The sequence below is a fragment of the Serratia bockelmannii genome, assembly GCF_008011855.1.
Lineage (GTDB): Bacteria > Pseudomonadota > Gammaproteobacteria > Enterobacterales > Enterobacteriaceae > Serratia > Serratia bockelmannii.
The window spans coordinates 228696-248093 of sequence record NZ_VOUX01000005.1 but is presented as its reverse complement, the minus strand read 5'-3'; the positions used below and the strand labels follow the sequence as shown (position 1 = coordinate 248093).

Sequence of the window (19398 nt, the reverse complement as noted above, 5' to 3'; positions counted from 1 at the left end):
TACAGCGCAGGAGAATCCCGCATGAGCAACACCCTATACGAACGCTACCAACAGGCCAAAATCGACCACCCAGGCAAATACGCCCGCGATCTGGCGGCGATCCTTGGCGTCAGCGAAGCGGAGCTGACGCACGCCCGCGTCGGCCACGACACCCGCCGCCTGCAGGCCGACGCGCGCACCCTGCTGACCGAGCTTGAGCAGGTGGGCGTCACCAAGTCCATCACCCGCAACAGCTATGCGGTGCATGAGCAGATGGGCCGCTACCGCAACCAGCACCTCAACGGCCACGCCGGGCTGATCCTCAACCCGCGCGAGCTGGATCTGCGCCTGTTCCTCAACCACTGGACCAGCGTCTTCGCCATGAGCGAAACCAACAAGCGCGGCGTGCGCCACAGCATCCAGTTCTTCGACCAACAGGGCGATGCGCTGCACAAGGTCTACACCACCGACGAAACCGATCTGCCGGCCTGGATGGCACTGGTGGAGCGCCACCTGAGCGAAGAAAACCCGGCGCTGGCGCTGCAGCCCGCCGAGGCGAGCACCGCGGATGAAACGACGCAGGATCATGCCAAAATCGACGGTGAATGGCGCGCGATGACCGACGTTCACCAGTTCTTCCAGCTGCTCAGCCGCAACAAACTGACGCGCCAGCAGGCGTTCCGCGCCGTCGGCGACGATCTGGCCTATCAGGTGGACAACAGCGCGCTGTCGCAGCTGCTGGAAGCGGCGCAGCAGCAGCAAAACGAGATCATGATCTTCGTCGGCAACCGCGGCTGCGTGCAGATCTTCACCGGCCAGATCGAACGTTTGATGCCGCAGGAAGGCTGGATCAACGTGTTCAACCGTCGCTTCACGCTGCACCTGATCGAAGACGCCATCGCCGAAAGCTGGATCACCCGCAAACCGACCAAGGACGGCATCGTCACCAGCCTGGAGCTGTTCGCCGCCGATGGCACGCAGATTGCGCAGCTGTATGGCCAGCGTACCGAAGGGCAGCCGGAACAAACCCAGTGGCGCGAGCAGGTTGCCGCGCTCGCCGCCAAGGACATCGCCGCATGAAATCTTCCTTGATCCGCCGCCTGACGCTGATGATGACGCTGGCGCTGCCGCTCACCGCGGCGGCGGCGCAGCGCATCGTCTCGATCGGCGGCGACGTGACGGAAATCGCCTTCGCGCTCGGCGCCGGCGACGACGTGATCGCCCGTGACAGCACCAGTCTGCATCCGGAGGCGGTGAAAAAGCTGCCGGACGTCGGCTACATGCGCCAACTGAACGCCGAAGGCATTTTGGCGCTCAAACCGACGCTGGTGCTGACGACCGAGCTGGCGCAGCCGGCGCTGGTGCTCAAACAGCTGGCGGACAGCGGCGTCAAAGTGGTCAGCGTGCCGGGTGACACCACCCTGCAGGCGGTGCCGCAGAAAATCGCCGTGATCGCCGCCGCGCTGCAGCGTGATGAGCAAGGCAAACAGCTGAGCGAGCGCTATCAACAACAGCTGGCGGCGGTCGACACCTCTCCGCTGCCGGTCAAGGTGCTGTTTGTGATGAGCCACGGCGGCATTACGCCGATGGCCGCCGGGCAACACACGGCCGCCGACGCGGTGATCGCCGCCGCCGGATTGAAAAACGCCATGCAGGGTTTTGACCGCTATCGTCCTCTGTCGCAGGAAGGCGTCATCGCCAGCGCGCCGGACCTGTTGCTGGTCACCACCGACGGCGTGCGCACCCTCGGCGGCGAACAGCAGCTATGGACGCTGCCGGGCCTGGCGTTGACGCCAGCAGGCAAGCAGCGCCGCGTACTGATCGTCGATGACATGGCGCTGCTGGGCTTCGGTCTGGAAACGCCGGCGGCGCTGGCCAAACTGCGCCACGCGGCGGAGCAAAAGTAATGCGCTGTCGCACCTCGCCTCAGTTGGCCATCATCGGCCTGCTGGTGCTGCTGACGTTGCTGGCCCTGGTCGCCGCCAACCTGGGCGCGCTGACGCTGTCGTTTCGCACCCTGTGGCGCGAACCCTTCAGCGACGCCGCCTGGCACATCTGGCTGAACATTCGTCTGCCGCGCGTGCTGCTGGCAGTAGTGATCGGCTGCGCATTGGCAGTGTCCGGCGCGGTGATGCAGGGGCTGTTCCGCAACCCGCTGGCGGATCCGAGCCTGCTGGGCATCAGCAGCGGCGGCGCGCTGTTTGTCGCCCTGTTCATCGTGATGCCGCTGGCGTTGCCGGTGACGATCGCGCTATACGGCCATATGCTGGCGGCGTTCCTCGGCAGCCTGCTGGTATCGCTTTTGATCTACGGCATCAGCCGCAGCGGGCACGGCAATCTGTCGCGGCTGCTGCTGGCGGGCATCGCCATCAACGCCCTGTGCATGGCGGCCATCGGCGTGCTCTCCTACGTCAGCAGCGATCAACAGCTGCGCCAGTTCTCGCTGTGGATGATGGGCAGCCTCAGCCAGTCGCAGTGGCCGACGCTGGCCGTTTCCGCCTCGCTGATCCTGCCTACGGCGCTGCTGACGCTGTTGCAGGCGCGCCGGCTGAATCTGTTGCAGCTGGGGGACGAAGAGGCCCACTACCTCGGGGTGAACGTCCAGCGCGCCAAGCTGCAGCTGCTGTTGCTGAGCGCCCTGCTGATCGGCGCGGCGGTAGCGATGAGCGGCGTGATCGGCTTCGTCGGTCTGGTGGTACCACATCTGGTGCGCATGCGCCTTGGCGGCGATCACCGCTGGCTACTGCCCTGCTCCGCGCTGGGCGGCGCCTGTCTGCTGCTGGTCAGCGATACGCTGGCGCGCACACTGGTGGCGCCGGCCGAAATGCCGGTAGGCTTGATGACCAGCCTGATCGGCGGTCCTTACTTCTTATGGCTGGTGATGCGCCAGCGGGAGCGAACCGGTGGATAACGCCGCCTGCCTGACAGCCCGAGAGCTGCGTTACAGCCTCGGTACGCGCCGCTTGATCAACGACGTTTCGCTCAGCCTCGCCAGCGGTGAGATGGTGGCGATTATCGGCCCTAACGGCGCCGGCAAATCGACGCTGCTGCGCTTGCTGACCGGCTATCTGACGCCGGACTGCGGCGAATGCCGGCTGCTCGACCGCCCGCTGGAACACTGGGCGCCGCAGCAGTTGGCCAAAGTCCGAGCCGTGATGCGCCAATACAGCGATCTGGCGTTTCCCTTCAGCGTGGAAGAAGTGGTCAGCATGGGGCGATCGCCGCACGGCAAACGCGACGAGCATCAGGCGATCCAACAGGTGATGGAACAAACCGACTGCCTGGCGCTGGCGCAGCGCGATTACCGCCGGTTGTCCGGTGGCGAACAGCAGCGGGTGCAGTTGGCGCGGGTGTTGGCGCAGCTGTGGCAACCACAACCGTCTCCCGCCTGGCTGTTTCTCGACGAGCCGACCTCGGCGCTGGATCTGTATCACCAGCAGCACACCCTGCGCCTGCTGCGCTCGCTGACACGTCAACAGCCGCTGGGCGTCTGCTGCGTGCTGCACGATCTCAATCTGGCGGCGCTGTACGCCGATCGGATCCTGCTGTTGCATCAGGGACGTCTGGTGGCGAGCGGCACGCCGCAAGAGGTCCTGCAGACGGAGATCCTCACCCGCTGGTATCAGGCCGATCTCGGCGTGGTGCATCATCCCGAAGTGTCTCTGCCGCAGGTCTATCTGCGACAATGAAACGTTCAAGGGCGCCATGAGGCGCCCTTTTTCATCTCAACTGGAGCAGGAAATCTCCAGATGTTTGCCCCAATCCGGCGGCAGCGCAGCAAGATCGTCATACTCCGGCGCATCGTCGAACGGTCTCAGCAGAGCCTGATGCAACCGCTGCAAACGGCCCACGTCGTCTTTCTCCGCATCCTCAATCGCCTGCTGCGCCAGATAGTTGCGCAGGATCAGGCGCGGGTTCACCGCCTTCATCGCCCGTTGCCGTTCCGCATCGCTGACCTGTTCCTGTTGCAAGCGCTGACGATACTGCTGATACCAGGCGTCGAACGCCGCACGGTCGATAAACTCGTCGCGCAGCGGCGACTGCGCCTGCTGCTGTTCGGTCTCGCTCAACAAGCGGAACGTGCGGGTATAGTCCCGCCCTTCCTGCGCCATCAGGCTCAACAGACCGGTGAGCACGTCATTATCCTGCGCCGTCGGCGTGAAGAAGCCGAGTTTGGCGCGCATCTGTTCACCGTAGGCGCGCATCAGCGCCGGCTCATATGCCGACAGCGCCTGCTGCAGCTGCTCGGTGGTCATCAACCCAGACAGGGTTTGTGCCAGGCGATGTAGGTTCCACAGCGCCACCGCCGGCTGATTGTCGAAGGCGTAACGCCCCTGGTGATCGGAGTGGTTGCAGATATAGCCGGGCTGGTAGTCGTCCAGGAAGCCATAAGGGCCGTAATCGATGGTGATACCGAGAATCGACATATTGTCGGTGTTCATCACGCCGTGGGCGAAACCGACGGTTTGCCAATGGGCGATCAAACGCGCCGTGCGTTCGACCACGTCGGTAAACCACAGCAGGTAACGCTCAGCCAGATCCTGCAACTGTGGCCAGTGACGGGCGATGACGAAATCCGCCAGCTGCCGCACTTGCTCCGGCTGTTTACGGTAATAAAAGTGTTCGAAGTGGCCGAAGCGCACATGGCTTTCCGCCACCCGCATCAGCATGGCGCCGCGTTCTGGCTGCTCGCGATATACCGGTTGCTGGCTGGTGACGATAGTCAACGCTCGGGTGGTGGGGATCCCCAGATGGTGCAGCGCCTCAGAGGCAAGAAACTCGCGGATAACCGAACGCAGCACCGCGCGGCCATCCCCCATGCGTGAATATGGCGTTAGCCCGGCCCCCTTCAGGTGCCAATCGCGGTGGCTGCCATCCGCCATGACCTGTTCGCCCAGCAAAATGCCGCGGCCATCACCCAGTTGCCCGGCCCACACGCCGAACTGGTGGCCGCTGTACACCTGTGCCAGCGGCTGCATGCCGGGCAGCAGCGATTCTCCCGCCCAAATGGGGGTTTTATCCTGGGTAAACCAGCTTTCATCCAGCCCCAGCTCGCGTGCCAGCGGCTCGCTGTGGTACAGCAGGCGTGCATCCTTGAGCGGTGTCGGGTTCAGGGCGGTGTAGAAATCGGGTAACTGTTGGTAGTAAGCGTTATCGAACTGCGGCATAGGCCCTCCGTTTCAGCGTAGTGTAGAGCCTGAACGGGCGGATTAACACCGAAGGAATGCAGGGAGAACGCATCCGCCTGTCACCAGGGCGGATGCGGGGAGTTTGGCGTTGCCCCTCAGCTGAGGAAACGCGCTTTAACGTCGGCTGACAAACGCAGTTATCAGCATAAAGCGATGGCGAATAACGGCGACGGGATCACAGTAACCTCACCCCGTGCATTATTTACCTCATTGTGTGTAGTTTTTTATATCACTTCTTAATTATTGAACTCGCTGGGCCTCGCCAGCAAAGCTTGCAGATTATCCACACCAACGCTGGGCCATAAAAAACCTTGCAGGCCTAAAACACCGGCGTATCTGAGTTTATTAAAGTACTCTTTTTTCTCTATTCCTCCGACGATTACGCCTTTACATAACAGGTTGATATTCTTTAACAACGAGTCGATGACCACGTCATATCCCTGATGGGTAAACAGCTGCCAGTAAAAACGCTTGTCTATCTTTACATAGTCAAACAAACCATCGTACAGCGCGGTCAACGTGGCTTTACCGGAACCGAAATCATCGAGCCACAGCGTAAACATTTCGCTTAATCGCCGCACGCTCGGGTTGTTCTTCCCGGCCGAAAGATTCGGAAAACTCTCACTGATTTCAAATGCAATAAAAGGATATTGCCCGATCCGTTGACATAACGCCGAATCAGAAAGAATAAGTTCGACGATGGTTTCTTCGATATTGATGGTCAACTGCACGTTGTTACCGGTAAACCAAGCCGCATGCTGCTCCGCAAGTTTCAATTGCTCATTAAATAACTCAATCCTTTGTTCAGACGTCAATAAATTAATCCCAATTTCGGCCGGCATGGCTAAATCACCGTCGAGACTGTTGAAACGGCTCAACATTTCAACCGCCAACAGCCCGCCCTCCATTGAGTAAACAGGTTGCAAAACATAGCTACTAATAAAGTCAGCTTCGAGTTGGATGTTCATTTTAATGCCACAGGATGAATGGCTAGCGTATCATCGTATATCAATATATTTTATCGATCAATCCCTCTGGGATTAATCGGAAATATCAATGTAAATACCCATGAAATATCATTTAATTGATAGATTAAAGCTATACGACAATCGTGAAAGGCGCAAAGAAAAGCAGCCTGACTTATGCCATAGCGACCGCCAAACGCGTTATGTGAAAAGGTATTTGGCTTAAGTTGAATGGATTGGCGGCTAAATTTGACTTATCTCCCTTGTTTTATTTAAGAAAAATCTTAAATAAAGTAAAATAATCTTTCCTCCTTAACGCGGATTTTTCCCACCGTTAACGACGACTGATTAAATTTAATAACGCATCAATTCCGCCCGTTATTCTCGGCATTGAAAATGTAAAAAAGTGCCCATCTTGATTTTCAGAAAATCTGCGCTACGCCCCTGCTAAACGCCGATTTCAGCGATAAAAAAAGGGATGAGCACGCTCATCCCCTTCACCATTCCCACTCCGGCTAACGGATCGTTTCGCTCAGCCATTGCCGCAACTCGGCTAATTCGGCCGCCTGTTGAGGATACTCCGCCATCAGTCGGTCACAGCAGGCGGCGACGGGCTCACTGCGGTACGCGCAGCCCACCAGCATGTCCGCCAACCGCTGCAGCGGAGCGGGATTCAGGCTATCGGTGAACACCTGCGCGCGAACAATCGCCCCTTTCTCCACATCGAAGAACAAGTCTACGCCGCCCCAGACGAAACGCTCGTTAAGCAAGTGGCTGAACGCCGGCGCCTTGCCAAAATTCCATTCCCAACTGCTCTGTTTGGCGAACTGCGCGGCAAAATCGGGCAGATCGGGGAACACGTCCGGCGAAATAATCTCCGGCTCGACCGTCTCGCCATAGTGGGCGAAGAAGGCCTGTACGATGGCGTCGCATACCTGCGCATGGCTGATGCCCGGCAAAAACTCCGCCAGATTGGCGACGCGCGAACGCACCGAGGTAATTCCCTTGGCCTGCAGCTTTTTGGGATCCGGATTGAGATAGTCCGCCAACCGTTCCAGATCGGCATTCAGCAGCAGCGTACCGTGATGGAAACCGCGATCCTGCGTTTCTCGATAGGCCGAGCCGGATATTTTGCGCGGCCCGTCGGCGGTTTCCATCACCAGATCGTTACGCCCCGATGCGCTGGCCGCCACGCCCAGCTCCCGCAGCGCTTGCAGAATGATGTCGGTCGAGACGCTCTTGTCGTAGCCCGGCTTGCCGGCCATAAAGGTGAAGCAGGTATTGCCCAGGTCGTGAAATACCGCCCCGCCGCCGCTGCTGCGCCGCGCCAGCCGAATGCCATCCTGCTCCATGCGCCGGGTATTGCACTCTTTCCAGGGGTTCTGCGACTGACCAATCACCACCGTTTCGGCATTGCGCCACAGGAAGAGAATTTTTTGCGTGGTCATTTCGCGGAAGATGCACTCTTCCACTGCCAGGTTGAACCAGGGATCGTAGGAGTCGGAGATCAGTAAACGCAGGCTGTTCATGGCAGGCACCGTTCAAAACACGAGATGCCGCCATGATACACCAAATCAACGGGTTAAGGTTAAATGCGTCGCGCCTGCCAATACACCCGCTTCCAATAGACGTTATCGAGCGAGGAGCGGATCACCCCGCGGCTGGTCGAAGCGTGGATAAACTGGTCATTGGTATCGTAAATGCCGACATGCAGGCCGTTCTCACCGCCGCCGGTTTTGAAAAACACCAGATCGCCCGGCATCAACTCATCGCGTGAGACCTTGGTACCCAGTGAGGTCTGTTCTTCGGTCGAACGCGGCAGTTGCATGTCGAAGCGATCGCGGAACGTGCGGTAAACAAAGCCGGAGCAATCTACGCCGCCGCGATCCAGGCCGCCGTAACGGTATGGCGTACCGTACCACTGGCGCAGTTGTTCATTGAGTTGGGCCACCACCACGATAGAATCCGCCAGGCGGCCGCTGGGCGGCGGCGCATGGCTGCTGCAACCGGCGAGGATCAAACTGGCTAATAAAAACCACACACGCATCCGCATAATATCCCTTCATTGAACACGTTGCCGCATTATGCCATCCGGTACACCACCACACCGCCTGCGAGGCAAAGCCGGCACCACGTAAGGAGAGCGCTATTGGGCGTTAATTTATCTCCCGCACGGGGAAAAAGGCAAGCGCCATGAGGGAGATAATAGCAGGATCGCCGGTTTAGCCCCTATTCCGGCGATTTTGTCTCGGATTTGCTGTTAATCAGCCCGACGCCGAACAGAATAAACAGCGTGCCCAACGTTTTCAGCAGCGTAGCGGACTCGTTAAACCACGGCAGGATCACCGCCGCCAGGTAGACCAGCGCGTAGCTAACGCTCAACAGAGGATAAGCACGATTTAACGGCAGATGGCGCAGCGCGAAAAACCAACACAGCATCGACAGCGCATAGCCGAAGATGCCGCCGCCCACCGCCAGCAGCGGTAGCCAGTAATTGCCGATCAACGCCAACGAGACATCGGCGAACGACATCAGCGGGATCTGCACCATGCCCCACTTCATCAGCAACTGCGCCAGCGTCACCAGCAGTACGCTGGCGGCGCCCCAGGCATAGCCCTTCATGAATGCACGCTCATCAGCAGGATCCCCAGCATAATCGACGCCACGCCGCACCAGTGGCGAGCGGTCGTCGGCTCATGAAACAGCCAGCGCGCCGCCAGCGTCACCATCACGAAGTTAAGGCTGAGCATCGGGTAAGCCAGGCTGAGCGGCAGACGTTGCAGCACATTGAGCCACACCGCCATGCCCAGCCCCAGCAGCAGCACCGCCAGCGCCAGCCAGCGCAGCGTCTGTTTCAGCCGCGCCTCGCCCGCCCGTTCCCAACAGTGCGCCGCCTGTTTCTGGCACAGCTGCCCACCACAGGTGAGCAGACTGACCACTATCACCAACAGAAAACCGATCATGGTTGCTGTTTATACCACATCAGCACCAGGCGGTTCATGCGATCCACCTTGTCTGCGGCAGGCAGCTCCTGCGGCAGCGCTTCGCCACGTGACAGTTGCAGCACCAACGATACGTTCCCCTGCTTACGCGCCTGCGCCAGCCACTGCGGGAAATCGGCATCGCTGATCAGGTGACCTTTGGCGTCCGGATACTCCAGACCATAGGCCACCTCGCCTTTCTGGCTGTACATCAGCACGTCGCTGCGCTTCAGCTCCCAGGCCAGGCCGGCCGCCAGCCCAACGCTGTCGCTTAGCACGTAACGACTGTCGCCCAGCTCGGCCATCGTGGCGCGGGCGAAGTTTTGCGGCAGTTTGGAATCGGTCACCTGTTGCGGAATGGCGTAACCGATCACCAGGCACAGCAGCACCGGGCAAGCCGCCGCCCAGCGCCATTGGCGGCCGTTATCGCGTGCGGAAACCAATGCGAACAGCAGCCAACCACCGAAGGCGATCAGGCCGAGCACCACTTTCGGCCACTCTTGGGGAGTAAACAGATGCGCTTTCGGCAGCAGACCGGAGCTCAACACCACCAGCGCCACGATGCCAATCAGCCCGAACAGGCCGTTCAACCAGGCATTGGCCTTGAACAGCTTGGCGCGCAGCGTGGCGGCATAGTCTTCCGCATAGGCGGTCATCAGCAGCGCCAGCGGCGCCATGCACGGCAGAATGTAGGTCGGCAGCTTGCCTTTGGCGATGCTGAAGAAGATCAACGGCATCATCGCCCAACTCAGCAGGAAGAACAGCTCCGGGCGCTGCACGCGCTCGCGCCAACCTTTGAGCAGCGCGCCGGGCAGCAGCGCCAGCCAAGGCAGCACCGCCGCCAGCAGAACCGGCAGGTAATACCAGAACGGCGCCTTGTGTTGAGCATTATCTTCGGCGAAACGCTGAATATGCTCGACCCAGAAGAAATAATTCCAGAAGTCGGGTTCGCGTTGCGCGATCGCCAGCGCCCACGGCAGGCTGAGCAGCGTCGCGGTCACGATCGCCACCGGGCCATAGCACAGCAGATCCTTGATGCGGCGTTGCTGGATAACGATCGGGATCACCGCGATCACCGGCACCGCCAGTGCCAGGAAGCCCTTGGTCATAAAGCCCATGCCGCAGGCCAAGCCCAGCAGTGCGTAAGCGCCCAGTTTTCCCTTGACCGAGGAGGCCTTCAGCGTCAGGTAATAACTGACCATCGCCGCCGCCAGCCACAGCGAGATCATCGGATCCAGCACGCTGTAGGTGCCGATGCTGAACACCAGCACCATCGACAGGAACATCAGCGCCGCCAGGCTGGCGCGGCGCGCATTGCGCCACATCAGCATCGCCAGCGCGAACACCAGCAGCGCGGTCATGCCGGTGCTGAACACCGAGCCGAAACGCACCGCAAAGTTGTTTTCGCCAAACAGCCACTGGCTGATGTTATTGAACCAGTAACCCGCTACCGGCTTTTCGAAATAACGCAGCCCCAGCAGGTGCGGCACCACCCAATCGCCGCGCTGCAGCATTTCACGACTGATCTCGGCATAACGCGTCTCATCCGGCTGCCACAGCAGGCGGCCGTTAAGCGGGATCAGGTAAACCAGAGCAAAAAAAACGGCCAGCAGAATGGCCCAGGATCCTTTTAGCGCCTTCATGTAACGTCCTTCACATCGGTTTGACAGCCCAGCCAACCTTCGCGGCCGGGGAAAGGAGCACGCTTGATGCGGCCCAACGGCAGTGACGCCAAATCTTGTGGTAACAGCGCGCTAAGCGGACAGAATTCGATGCCCTGCTGCCGTGCGCGTTGCAATAACTGTTCGAACATCGCCGCTTGCGACATGCCTTCCACTTCGGTGTGAATGGTGTACACCGGCACGCCGCGATCGTTCTCGATGGCGCGCAGAATGTAGTCGTTGAAGTCGGCCATGCTGACTTCGCTGCCGATCACTTCGTCGAAGGTCGGCAACGTCACCGGGATCTGCACCGTGCCGTGGCGCCCGTCGCTCAGCACCGGACGGAACGGATGGGTGCCGCGGCAATCGCTGTTGTAATGAAAGCCGAAGCGCTGCTTGACCTCCAGCACGCGCGTATCGGCACGCCAGCCCGCCACGGCGGAGCATTTCACCGGCTGGCCGGTGCAGGCGCTCAGGGCGTCGACGCCCCGCTGCACCTGTTCGGTCAGCTGCGCTTCGCTCCACTTGCCAACCTTGGCCTGCCACCCTTGGTGATCCCAGGCGTGCAGCCCGACTTCATGGCCGGCTTCGGCGGTGCGCTTCATCAGCGGCCCCAGCGCGCGTGAAATGTTGCGCCCCGGCCAGGCGGTACCGGCCAGCAGAATATCCAGCCCATACAGCGAGGCGGCGTTCGAACGCAGCATTTTCCACAGAAATTTCGGACGCAAAAGGCGCCAAAGATGGCGCCCCATGTTGTCCGGTCCCACGCTGAAGAAGAAGCTGGCCTGAATGTCGTACTTGTCGAACAGGTCCAGCAACTGCGGCACCCCTTCACGGGTGCCGCTGAAGGTATCTACATCAACCCGCAGACCGACTTTCTTCATGCACCGTTCCCTTCCTGAACGGTAGTGCGCAAGAAGTAGTCCAGCGTATCGGTGACGGTTTGCTTCATCTCGATGGTTGGCTGCCAGCCCAGCAGGCGGTGAGCGTTCTTGATGCTCGGCGTGCGGTGCTCGACGTCCTGGTAACCTTTACCGTAGTAGCTGCTGCTCTCCACGTCCTTGAAGCCGGCAAACGGCGGGAAGCGGTCGCGCAGCGGGTGGTTGTTGAAGCTTTCCAGCAGCATTTCCGCCAGCTCGCGGATGCTCGCTTCGTTGGTCGGGTTGCCGATGTTGACGATCTGGCCGTCGCACAGGCCATCGCGGTTCTCAATGATGCGGAACAGCGCTTCGATGCCGTCGTTGATGTCGGTGAAGCAACGTTTCTGTGCGCCGCCGTCCATCAGTTTGATCGGCGAACCTTCCACCAGGTTGAGGATCAGCTGGGTGATGGCGCGGGAAGACCCGATGCGCGCGGCGTCCAGGTTATCCAGACGCGGCCCCATCCAGTTGAACGGACGGAACAGCGTGAACTTCAGGCCTTCTTTGGCGCCGTAAGCCCAGATCACCCGATCCAGCAGCTGTTTGGAGACCGAGTAGATCCAGCGCTGTTTGTTGATTGGCCCGACGATCAGACGCGAATGGTCTTCGTCGAACTCTTTGTCGTCGCACATGCCGTACACTTCTGAGGTGGACGGGAAGATGATGCGCTTGTTGTATTTCACGCAGTCGCGAACGATCTTCAGGTTCTCTTCGAAGTCAAGCTCGAACACGCGCAGCGGGTTACGGGTGTATTCGATCGGCGTCGCGATCGCCACCAGCGGCAGCACCACGTCGCATTTCTTGATGTGATACTCGATCCACTCGGAGTGGATGCTGATGTCGCCTTCCACGAAGTGGAAACGCGGGTTGTCGAGGAAGCGGCTGATGGCGTCAGAGCCGATATCCAGGCCGTAGATGTCGTAGCGATCGTCACGCAGCAGGCGTTCGGTCAGGTGGTTACCGATGAAGCCGTTAACTCCGAGGATCAGCACGCGAGTGCGGCGTTTCATTACGGCATTCGGCTTGGCGGCCAGGCGCACGTCGGTGACGATGCCCATTTCTTGCGCCAGGCGGCTGCCCTGCACGTACAGACCGCTGTCGTTCTGGCCGGCGACGATCTCCAGCGCGCCTTCGCCACAGGCGATGACCAGCGGCGAGGTGCTCAGCACGGTGCCCGGTTGTTTATCATGTTGGGTATCCAGCACGCGGGAGCGCCAGACGATCAGCTTGCGCTGGCCGAGGTAGCTGAATGCGCCCGGGTACGGTTCGGTGACGGCGCGTACCAGGTTGTTGATCTCTTTGGCGGACTTGTGCCACAGGATCTCGCCGTCCGCTGCGGTGCGGCGGCCGAAGTAGCTGGCCTGAGACTCATCCTGCTTGGTGAAGGTGGCGGTGCCGTTCTTCAGCTTCGGCAGCTGCTCTTGCAACACGACCTGCGCGGCTTCCAGCACTTTTTTGTGCAGCGTCAGCGCGGTGTCGTTGTCTGCGATGGTCACTTTCTGCTGACCGACGATGTCGCCGGCATCCGGGCGTTTCACCATCTTGTGCAGCGTGGCGCCGGTTTCGGTTTCGCCATTCACCAGCGCCCAGTTCACCGGGGCGCGGCCACGGTAGTGCGGCAGCAACGAACCGTGCAGGTTGAAACCGCCCTGCGGCGCCAGCGACAAGATCTCGTCGCTCAGCATGTGGCGGTAGTAGAACGAGAAGATCACGTCCGGCTGCAGTGCGCGGATGCGGTCAACCCATAGCGGGTGATTTACGTCTTCCGGCGCATAGACCGGCAGATCCAATTCGGCGCCCAAACGGGCCACGGAGGAGAAGAAATTGTTCTCACCAGGGTCGTCGGTGTGCGTGAATACGGCCTGCACGTCATAACCCGCCTCAGTCAGCGCTTTCAGACCTGCGCAGCCAATATCGTGGTAAGCAAATACAATAGCTTTCATCATTCTTCTTCCTGAGTATTGTGGTCCTGCTGTGCACCGACCACTTTCTGAACAAAATAGCGAGGACGCGCACGCACGTCGGTATAGATGCGGCCGATGTATTCACCCAGTAGCCCCATGCCAACAAACTGGGCGCCGATAAAGGTGAACAGCACGGCGAAGAGGGTGAACACGCCGCCGGCGGCCCATTCAGGGCCGAGCAGCAGACGCAGCGCAATCAGCACCAGTGCCAATACAAACCCGGACAGCGCCACGATGCTGCCGACCACGCTGAGCAAACGCAGCGGCGTAGTGGTCAGGCAGGTGATCAGGTCGTACATCAGGTTGATCAGCTTCATCAGGCTGTACTTGGAGTCGCCAAACTCACGTTCGGCGTGACGCACGTCGATCTCGGTCGTGCGACGGGCGAAGGTGTTCGCCAGAATCGGGATAAAGGTACTGCGCTCATGGCAGTGCAGCATCGCCTCAACGATATGACGACGGTAGGCACGCAGCATGCAGCCATAGTCCCCCATCGACTTGCCGGTGGCGCGTTGAATCATCATATTGATCACGCGCGAGGCGCTTTTGCGGAACCAGGAGTCTTGACGGTTGGCGCGCACGGTGCCCACCACGTCATAGCCCTCTTCCGCCACGCTGACCAGACGAGGGATCTCCTCCGGCGGGTTCTGCAGATCGGCGTCCAGCGTAATCACCAAATCGCCGGTCACCTGATTGAAACCGGCCATAATGGCCGAGTGCTGGCCATAGTTGCGGTTCAGTAAGACAGCGACCACGTTGCTGTCCGGCTTTTCCGCCGCCGCAGTCAGCATGTCGGCGGAATTGTCGCTGCTGCCATCGTCGACGAGGATGATTTCATAGGGTTGAGATAACTGCTTACAGGCGGCAGTAGTGCGTTCCAGCAACGCCGGCAAGCTTTCCTGCTCGTTGTATACCGGGATGACTATCGACACTTTTTTAATCGGTTCAACGCGAGACACGTAAAGACTCCACAACAGAAGACAAGGCATTGACCACGCGATCCACGTCGGCGTCGGTCATATCAGGGAATAGCGGTAAGGTGCACAGCCGCGCCGAGTTCCACTCGGTATTCGGCAAAGAAAGCTGCGGATAGCGCTCACGGTAGAATTTCTGGGTGTGCGCGGCACGGAAATGCAGCCCGGTGCCGATGCCAACCTCTTTCAGGCGCTCCATCAGTTGGTCGCGATCGAGGCCGCAGCGCTCGGGATCGACGCGCACCATAAACAGGTGCCAGGCGTGGTCATGCGGATAATCCGGCACGCCCAACGGTTGGAACGGCGAGCCTTCCAGCGCGCTCAGGTAGCGCTGCGCCAGCGCCTTGCGACGCGCGTTCAGCTCGGCGAAGCGCGAAAGTTGCACCACGGCGATCGCCGCGTGAATGTCGGACAGATTGTATTTGTACCCCGGTTCCACCACTTCGGCCTGCGGTTTGCGGCCAAGCTGCTGGCGATCGAAGGCATCGACGGCCAGACCGTGGAACTTCAGGCAACGCAGGCGATCCGCCAGCGCATCGTCGTCGGTGGCGATCAGGCCGCCTTCGGCGCAGGTCACGTTTTTGATCGCATGGAAAGAGAAAATCGCCGTGCCGCGCGCGCCGACCCATTCGCCGTTGTAGCGCGTGCCGACCGCGTGGGCGGCGTCTTCGATCAGCGGCAGACCATGGCGTTCGGCCACGGCGCGCAGCGCATCCATCTGCAGGGGGGCACCGGCGTAATGCACCGGAACAATCGCTTTGGTATTCGGGGTGATGGCAGCCTCGACGTCGGCGGCGCTGACCATCAACGTATCGCGGTCAACATCGATCATCACCGGCGTGGCGCCCAGCAGCTCGATCATGTTGAGGGTGGAGACCCAGGTTTGCGAAGGGGTGATGACTTCGTCGCCAGGGCCGACGCCAAGCGCCATTAACGTGATGTGCATGCCCGCCGTGGCGGAACTGACCGCGATGGCGTGCTTACAGCCGAAGGTGGAACAGAAGTCGCTTTCCAGTTGCTGGTTTTGCGGCCCGGTGGTGATCCAACCGGAGCGCAACACTTTCTCTACCGCGGCGATTTCTTCATCGCCGATGGCCGGACGAGAGAAAGGCAAAAATTGATCCATAGTTAACCCCAAACGTATCGAGCTGCTTTTGATGACACTGTAAATCCCTTTCGTTTAACGAATATTAAACGCCAGAGAAGAATCGTTTCCGTGGATTAACTGACAATGTAAGGCCGCAAGCTTAACTAAACCTTAAGACGAGACTCGTCATCAGTGGGAGAACTGATAGGAAGGTGCCGTCATCATTAATTTAAATTTATTATTAAAATCAATTTCTTATATTTATTAATAATTATTTACTTATTTTATTTTTGCCGAATCAAGCGTAGCACGTCATCGACGTTTTTCAAGAAAATCCACGAGAAAATGAGAGGCAGCACAATAATAGCCGATGATTACCCGGATATTTATATTCACTACGTTTAGTTTTCGTTTACATTTATGCCGCCGGGGCGAATTAAGCCGTGCGGGTCATGATCCAACGCTGGTTCCCCACCCATTGCAGGTGGAAATCCACTTCATAGATCTGCGACAACAGTGCGGGCACCATCACCTCACGGGTGATGCCCTGCGCGACCAACTGCCCAGCGTGCAACAACCAAACCCGATCGGCCTGCTGCAGGGTATGATTCAGATCGTGCGCACACACTAGCGCGCTGCGCCCACTTTGGCAGAATTCGCGCAGCAGGCGATCCAGCGCAACCTTTTGCGCCACATCCAGGCTATTGGTCGGTTCATCCAGCAACAACAATCGGCTATGCGGGTTGACGCTGGGCCACACCTGCAGCAATACCGCCGCCAGTCGCACCCGTTGCCATTCTCCGCCGGAAAGCTGCGCCAGCATGCGTGACAGTTTATCCACCAGCTTCAACCGCTGGCACAGATAGAGGATGGCTTGCTCCACCTCGGTTTGCGCCGCGCCGGCAGGCCGGTGCAACGCCAAATACTGAAACACCGGCATGAGCGACACCGGCGGCTGTTGCTGGCTGAGATAACCGCGTCGGTGCGCCAGCTCGTCGCCCGAATAACCGGACAGCGCGCGTCCGTCCAGGCAGACTTCGCCCTGCCCCGGCAGCATGCCCGCCGCCCGGGCCAGCAAGGTGCTCTTCCCTGCGCCATTTGGGCCGATCAGGTGAACCTGCAACCCGCCGTCAATCTGTGCCGTAAAAGGCGCCAGGCGCCCCGCCACCCCAACCTCAACGAGTTGCAGCATCCGTATTATCCCGCCAGCGCTTGTTTCACCGCCGCCACCAGCGCCGGATCCTCTGGCGTGGTGTCAGGCGAGAAGCGCTGGATCACCGTGCCGTCGCGTGCGATAAGGAATTTCTCGAAGTTCCACAGAATATCGCCGGTGTGCTTCGGCGCACGCCCTTTGCTGGTCATCCGCGCCAGGAACTCGCTGCCTTCCGGGGCGACAGCTTCCGGCTGGGCGGCAATCAACGCCTGATACAGCGGATGACGGCCTTCGCCGTTCACCTCAATCTTGGCGAACATCGGGAATTGCACGCCGAAGGTTCCGCGGCAAAACGCCAGGATCTCTTCGTTGCTGCCCGGCTCCTGACCCAGAAATTCATTGGACGGGAACCCCAGAACTTCCAGCCCCCGATCGCGATAGGTTTCGTACAGCGCTTCCAGCCCTTCGTACTGCTTGGTCAGGCCGCACTCCGAGGCTACGTTGACCACCAGCAGCACCTTGTCCTGATAGCTCCCCAGCGTGGTGGCCTGATTCTCGATAGTCTGTAACGGCAGATTGTAGATTGGCTTACTCATCGGTTGTCATCCTTTGGTTTTTTAATGGCAGGTGAATAAAGAAAACTACCTTACGCCCTTTGTCCGGGTCAGTAACCAGATAAATAGCGGCGCCCCCAGCGTGGCGGTCACCACGCCGATCGGCAGCTCGGCCGCCAGCAGCGCAACGCGGGCCACCACATCGGCCACCAGCAACACGCCGGCCCCCGCCAGCGCGCAGGCCGGCAACAGATAGCGCTGGTCAGTCAGGCCCGTAAGCCGCAAAATATGCGGGATCACCAGGCCGACGAAGCCGATCACCCCGGCCAGCGCCACGCTGACACCGACCAGCCAGCCGATCGCCAGCACCAGCAGATTGCGCCACAGATGCAGCGACAGCCCGAGCTGTCGCGCCTGCACCTCGCCCAGCGCCATCAGATTGAGCACCCGCCCCTGGCCACACAGCCACAGCAACACCGGCAGCAGCGCCAGCACCAGCCACTTTTGGCGCCAGTCTACGCCACCGAAGCCGCCCATCATCCAGTACATCAGCTGCCGCAGATCGAGACTGGTACTGAAATAAACTGCCCAGGTCATCAGCGCGCTACACACGATGCCCAGCGCCACGCCGACCAGCAACAACCGCGCATTGGTCAAGCGTCGCCGGCGAGCAAAGCCCAACAGCAAGAAAGTCATCGCCAGCGCACCGACTATCGCGGCGGCGCTCAACAGCGCCACCGGCAACAAACCGTGCCCCAACAACACCGTCAGCACCAGCGCGACACCGGCGCCGTTAGCGACGCCCAGCAGACCGGGCTCCGCCAGCGGGTTTTCAAACAGCGCCTGCATCACCGCGCCCGCCACCGCCAGGGCAGCGCCGACCAGCATCACCGCCAGCGCGCGCGGCAAGCGCAGTTGCCAAACGAACAGTTGCGCCCGTTCGCTGAACCATTCTGACGGCCATATCCATTGGTCGCCGGCGCAAAGGCTGAACAGTAAAGCCACCGCCACGCCCAGCGCCAACAGACTGACCTGGCGTTTATCGCAGTAACGTTGATGTTGCAACAGTAAGGTGAAGGTACGGCTGGTTGGCATGGCGCGGCGATTCCCTGCCGGCCGCTGTCGTGGCCGGATAATTGACGTCTGAGTCGAATATTAGGGGGTTAACGCCGCAAGGGGAAGCCTTGCGTAGGCGATGGCGCAGGAAAGCAGCGGCTGGTCCTGCCCGTCATCGCAACGATGATGGCAAAACCAGCCGCCGATAAACTCAGGGATTAACGATGCGGGCCGGCGTTGCCCGGTGGATAAGGCTGACCGCGGGCGTCATCACGGCGGTCATGGTCACCACGATCGTCATGACGGCGGTCGTGGTCGCGATTATCGCGATCGCCGTGGAACGGATTGCCGCTGCGTGCCGGCTGGCGATGTTCATAGCCACGCGGCGGCGAAGGTTGCCAGCGTCCGCCGTCCCAGTACAGACCGCGCGCATTGCGCTCCCCCAGACCTCGGCCCTGGTGCGCATGCCACCACTGCGGTGGGCGCCAGTCGTAGCCATCCCAGTAGTAGCCGCGGCGGTCCTGATCCCCCAGGTGCAGAGAAACGCCCGGCACGTTGATATCGACGGACACATCGGCCTGCGCCGCCAGCGGCAGCGACAGCGACAGCGGGATACACACCAGCAACAGGATTTTTTTCATTTTACCTTCTCACTCTATTTTTCTTGCTGCAGTGGTTATATCAGCGCATTTATTTAACGACTATCTCATCGATACCTATTTTCAGATCGTTTTCGACGGCCTTACACAATCCCTACACTGTTTGCCGCCGCCTTTAATTATCATAGCCACTGACAAGGCTTAACGAATTGCTGACATCGCTTAAGCGACGCGAAAATTATAATTAACCGGATTCCCATCGGAGGATAATAAAATGATTAAACGTATAGGTAGGTTGTTAGCCGTTGTAGCCTTG

Annotated in this window: 19 protein-coding genes; 4 read left to right on the top strand and 15 right to left on the bottom strand. The window is 59.8% G+C overall.

Translation table 11 applies throughout. The features are described 5' to 3' along the window. The first annotated feature begins 21 nt into the window (after nucleotides 1-21). From FOT55_RS09995 to FOT55_RS09980, 4 genes are read left to right on the top strand one after another with little or no spacing between them, the layout of a single operon-like run. Nucleotides 22-1059, top strand: coding sequence for a hemin-degrading factor (locus tag FOT55_RS09995; protein WP_060432955.1), 1038 nt, complete (start codon nucleotides 22-24; stop codon nucleotides 1057-1059). Then, nucleotides 1056-1886, top strand: coding sequence for a heme/hemin ABC transporter substrate-binding protein (locus FOT55_RS09990; RefSeq protein WP_147823427.1), 831 nt, complete (start codon nucleotides 1056-1058; stop codon nucleotides 1884-1886). The genes FOT55_RS09995 and FOT55_RS09990 overlap by 4 nt, the downstream gene beginning before the upstream one ends. Next, nucleotides 1886-2890: a FecCD family ABC transporter permease gene (locus tag FOT55_RS09985; RefSeq protein ID WP_016927948.1), complete on the top strand. Its 1005-nt coding sequence runs from the start codon at nucleotides 1886-1888 to the stop codon at nucleotides 2888-2890. The genes FOT55_RS09990 and FOT55_RS09985 overlap by 1 nt, the downstream gene beginning before the upstream one ends. Further along, the gene (locus FOT55_RS09980) at nucleotides 2883-3668 is read left to right on the top strand and encodes a heme ABC transporter ATP-binding protein (RefSeq protein ID WP_025302633.1); all 786 of its coding nucleotides are present in this window, start codon (nucleotides 2883-2885) and stop codon (nucleotides 3666-3668) included. The genes FOT55_RS09985 and FOT55_RS09980 overlap by 8 nt, the downstream gene beginning before the upstream one ends. Before the next feature lie 36 nt (nucleotides 3669-3704). On the opposite strand, the gene FOT55_RS09975 is transcribed toward FOT55_RS09980, so the two are convergent. The 15 genes from FOT55_RS09975 to FOT55_RS09905 all read right to left on the bottom strand — a co-directional run bounded on the left by FOT55_RS09975 (nucleotide 3705) and on the right by FOT55_RS09905 (nucleotide 19124). Beyond that, complete coding sequence (locus FOT55_RS09975) at nucleotides 3705-5147, bottom strand: protein adenylyltransferase SelO (RefSeq protein WP_147823426.1); 1443 nt, start codon at nucleotides 5145-5147, stop codon at nucleotides 3705-3707. 257 nt (nucleotides 5148-5404) lie between these two features. Beyond that, nucleotides 5405-6136: an EAL domain-containing protein gene (locus FOT55_RS09970; protein WP_147823425.1), complete on the bottom strand. Its 732-nt coding sequence runs from the start codon at nucleotides 6134-6136 to the stop codon at nucleotides 5405-5407. A 512-nt stretch (nucleotides 6137-6648) separates the two neighbouring features. After that, nucleotides 6649-7662: a lipoate--protein ligase A gene (locus tag FOT55_RS09965; RefSeq protein ID WP_043143387.1), complete on the bottom strand. Its 1014-nt coding sequence runs from the start codon at nucleotides 7660-7662 to the stop codon at nucleotides 6649-6651. Nucleotides 7663-7721: 59 nt separating this feature from the next. Beyond that, entirely contained in the window at nucleotides 7722-8186 is a 465-nt protein-coding gene (locus tag FOT55_RS09960; protein ID WP_016927954.1) for an NlpC/P60 family protein, read from the bottom strand. Between the two features lie 176 nt (nucleotides 8187-8362). Continuing rightward, nucleotides 8363-8755 (bottom strand): 4-amino-4-deoxy-L-arabinose-phosphoundecaprenol flippase subunit ArnF, encoded by a 393-nt coding sequence (gene arnF / locus FOT55_RS09955; protein ID WP_049205166.1) that lies wholly within the window; start codon nucleotides 8753-8755, stop codon nucleotides 8363-8365. Further along, the gene (gene arnE / locus FOT55_RS09950) at nucleotides 8752-9096 is read right to left on the bottom strand and encodes a 4-amino-4-deoxy-L-arabinose-phosphoundecaprenol flippase subunit ArnE (protein WP_025302628.1); all 345 of its coding nucleotides are present in this window, start codon (nucleotides 9094-9096) and stop codon (nucleotides 8752-8754) included. Before arnE ends, arnF begins: the two co-directional genes overlap by 4 nt. After that, nucleotides 9093-10757, bottom strand: coding sequence for a lipid IV(A) 4-amino-4-deoxy-L-arabinosyltransferase (arnT, locus tag FOT55_RS09945; RefSeq protein WP_025302627.1), 1665 nt, complete (start codon nucleotides 10755-10757; stop codon nucleotides 9093-9095). Before arnT ends, arnE begins: the two co-directional genes overlap by 4 nt. Next, nucleotides 10754-11659: a 4-deoxy-4-formamido-L-arabinose-phosphoundecaprenol deformylase gene (gene arnD / locus FOT55_RS09940; RefSeq protein WP_025302626.1), complete on the bottom strand. Its 906-nt coding sequence runs from the start codon at nucleotides 11657-11659 to the stop codon at nucleotides 10754-10756. The genes arnT and arnD overlap by 4 nt, the downstream gene beginning before the upstream one ends. Beyond that, nucleotides 11656-13638 (bottom strand): bifunctional UDP-4-amino-4-deoxy-L-arabinose formyltransferase/UDP-glucuronic acid oxidase ArnA, encoded by a 1983-nt coding sequence (arnA, locus tag FOT55_RS09935; protein WP_147823435.1) that lies wholly within the window; start codon nucleotides 13636-13638, stop codon nucleotides 11656-11658. Before arnA ends, arnD begins: the two co-directional genes overlap by 4 nt. Further along, nucleotides 13638-14618 carry an undecaprenyl-phosphate 4-deoxy-4-formamido-L-arabinose transferase gene (arnC, locus tag FOT55_RS09930; protein ID WP_025302624.1) on the bottom strand — a complete coding sequence of 327 codons (981 nt, stop codon included), beginning with the start codon at nucleotides 14616-14618 and terminating at the stop codon, nucleotides 13638-13640. The genes arnA and arnC overlap by 1 nt, the downstream gene beginning before the upstream one ends. Continuing rightward, on the bottom strand, nucleotides 14605-15759 hold the full coding sequence (gene arnB, locus FOT55_RS09925; protein ID WP_025302623.1) for a UDP-4-amino-4-deoxy-L-arabinose aminotransferase: 1155 nt from the start codon (nucleotides 15757-15759) through the stop codon (nucleotides 14605-14607). The genes arnC and arnB overlap by 14 nt, the downstream gene beginning before the upstream one ends. Before the next feature lie 397 nt (nucleotides 15760-16156). Further along, nucleotides 16157-16912 (bottom strand): vitamin B12 ABC transporter ATP-binding protein BtuD, encoded by a 756-nt coding sequence (gene btuD, locus FOT55_RS09920; RefSeq protein ID WP_049205168.1) that lies wholly within the window; start codon nucleotides 16910-16912, stop codon nucleotides 16157-16159. Nucleotides 16913-16917: 5 nt separating this feature from the next. Next, entirely contained in the window at nucleotides 16918-17469 is a 552-nt protein-coding gene (locus FOT55_RS09915) for a glutathione peroxidase (RefSeq protein ID WP_025302621.1), read from the bottom strand. A 45-nt stretch (nucleotides 17470-17514) separates the two neighbouring features. Further along, nucleotides 17515-18522 carry a vitamin B12 ABC transporter permease BtuC gene (gene btuC, locus FOT55_RS09910; protein WP_060432948.1) on the bottom strand — a complete coding sequence of 336 codons (1008 nt, stop codon included), beginning with the start codon at nucleotides 18520-18522 and terminating at the stop codon, nucleotides 17515-17517. Between the two features lie 179 nt (nucleotides 18523-18701). Next, nucleotides 18702-19124, bottom strand: a complete 423-nt coding sequence (locus FOT55_RS09905; protein WP_060432947.1) for a DUF2502 domain-containing protein — start codon at nucleotides 19122-19124, stop codon at nucleotides 18702-18704. Nucleotides 19125-19398 lie beyond the last annotated feature (274 nt).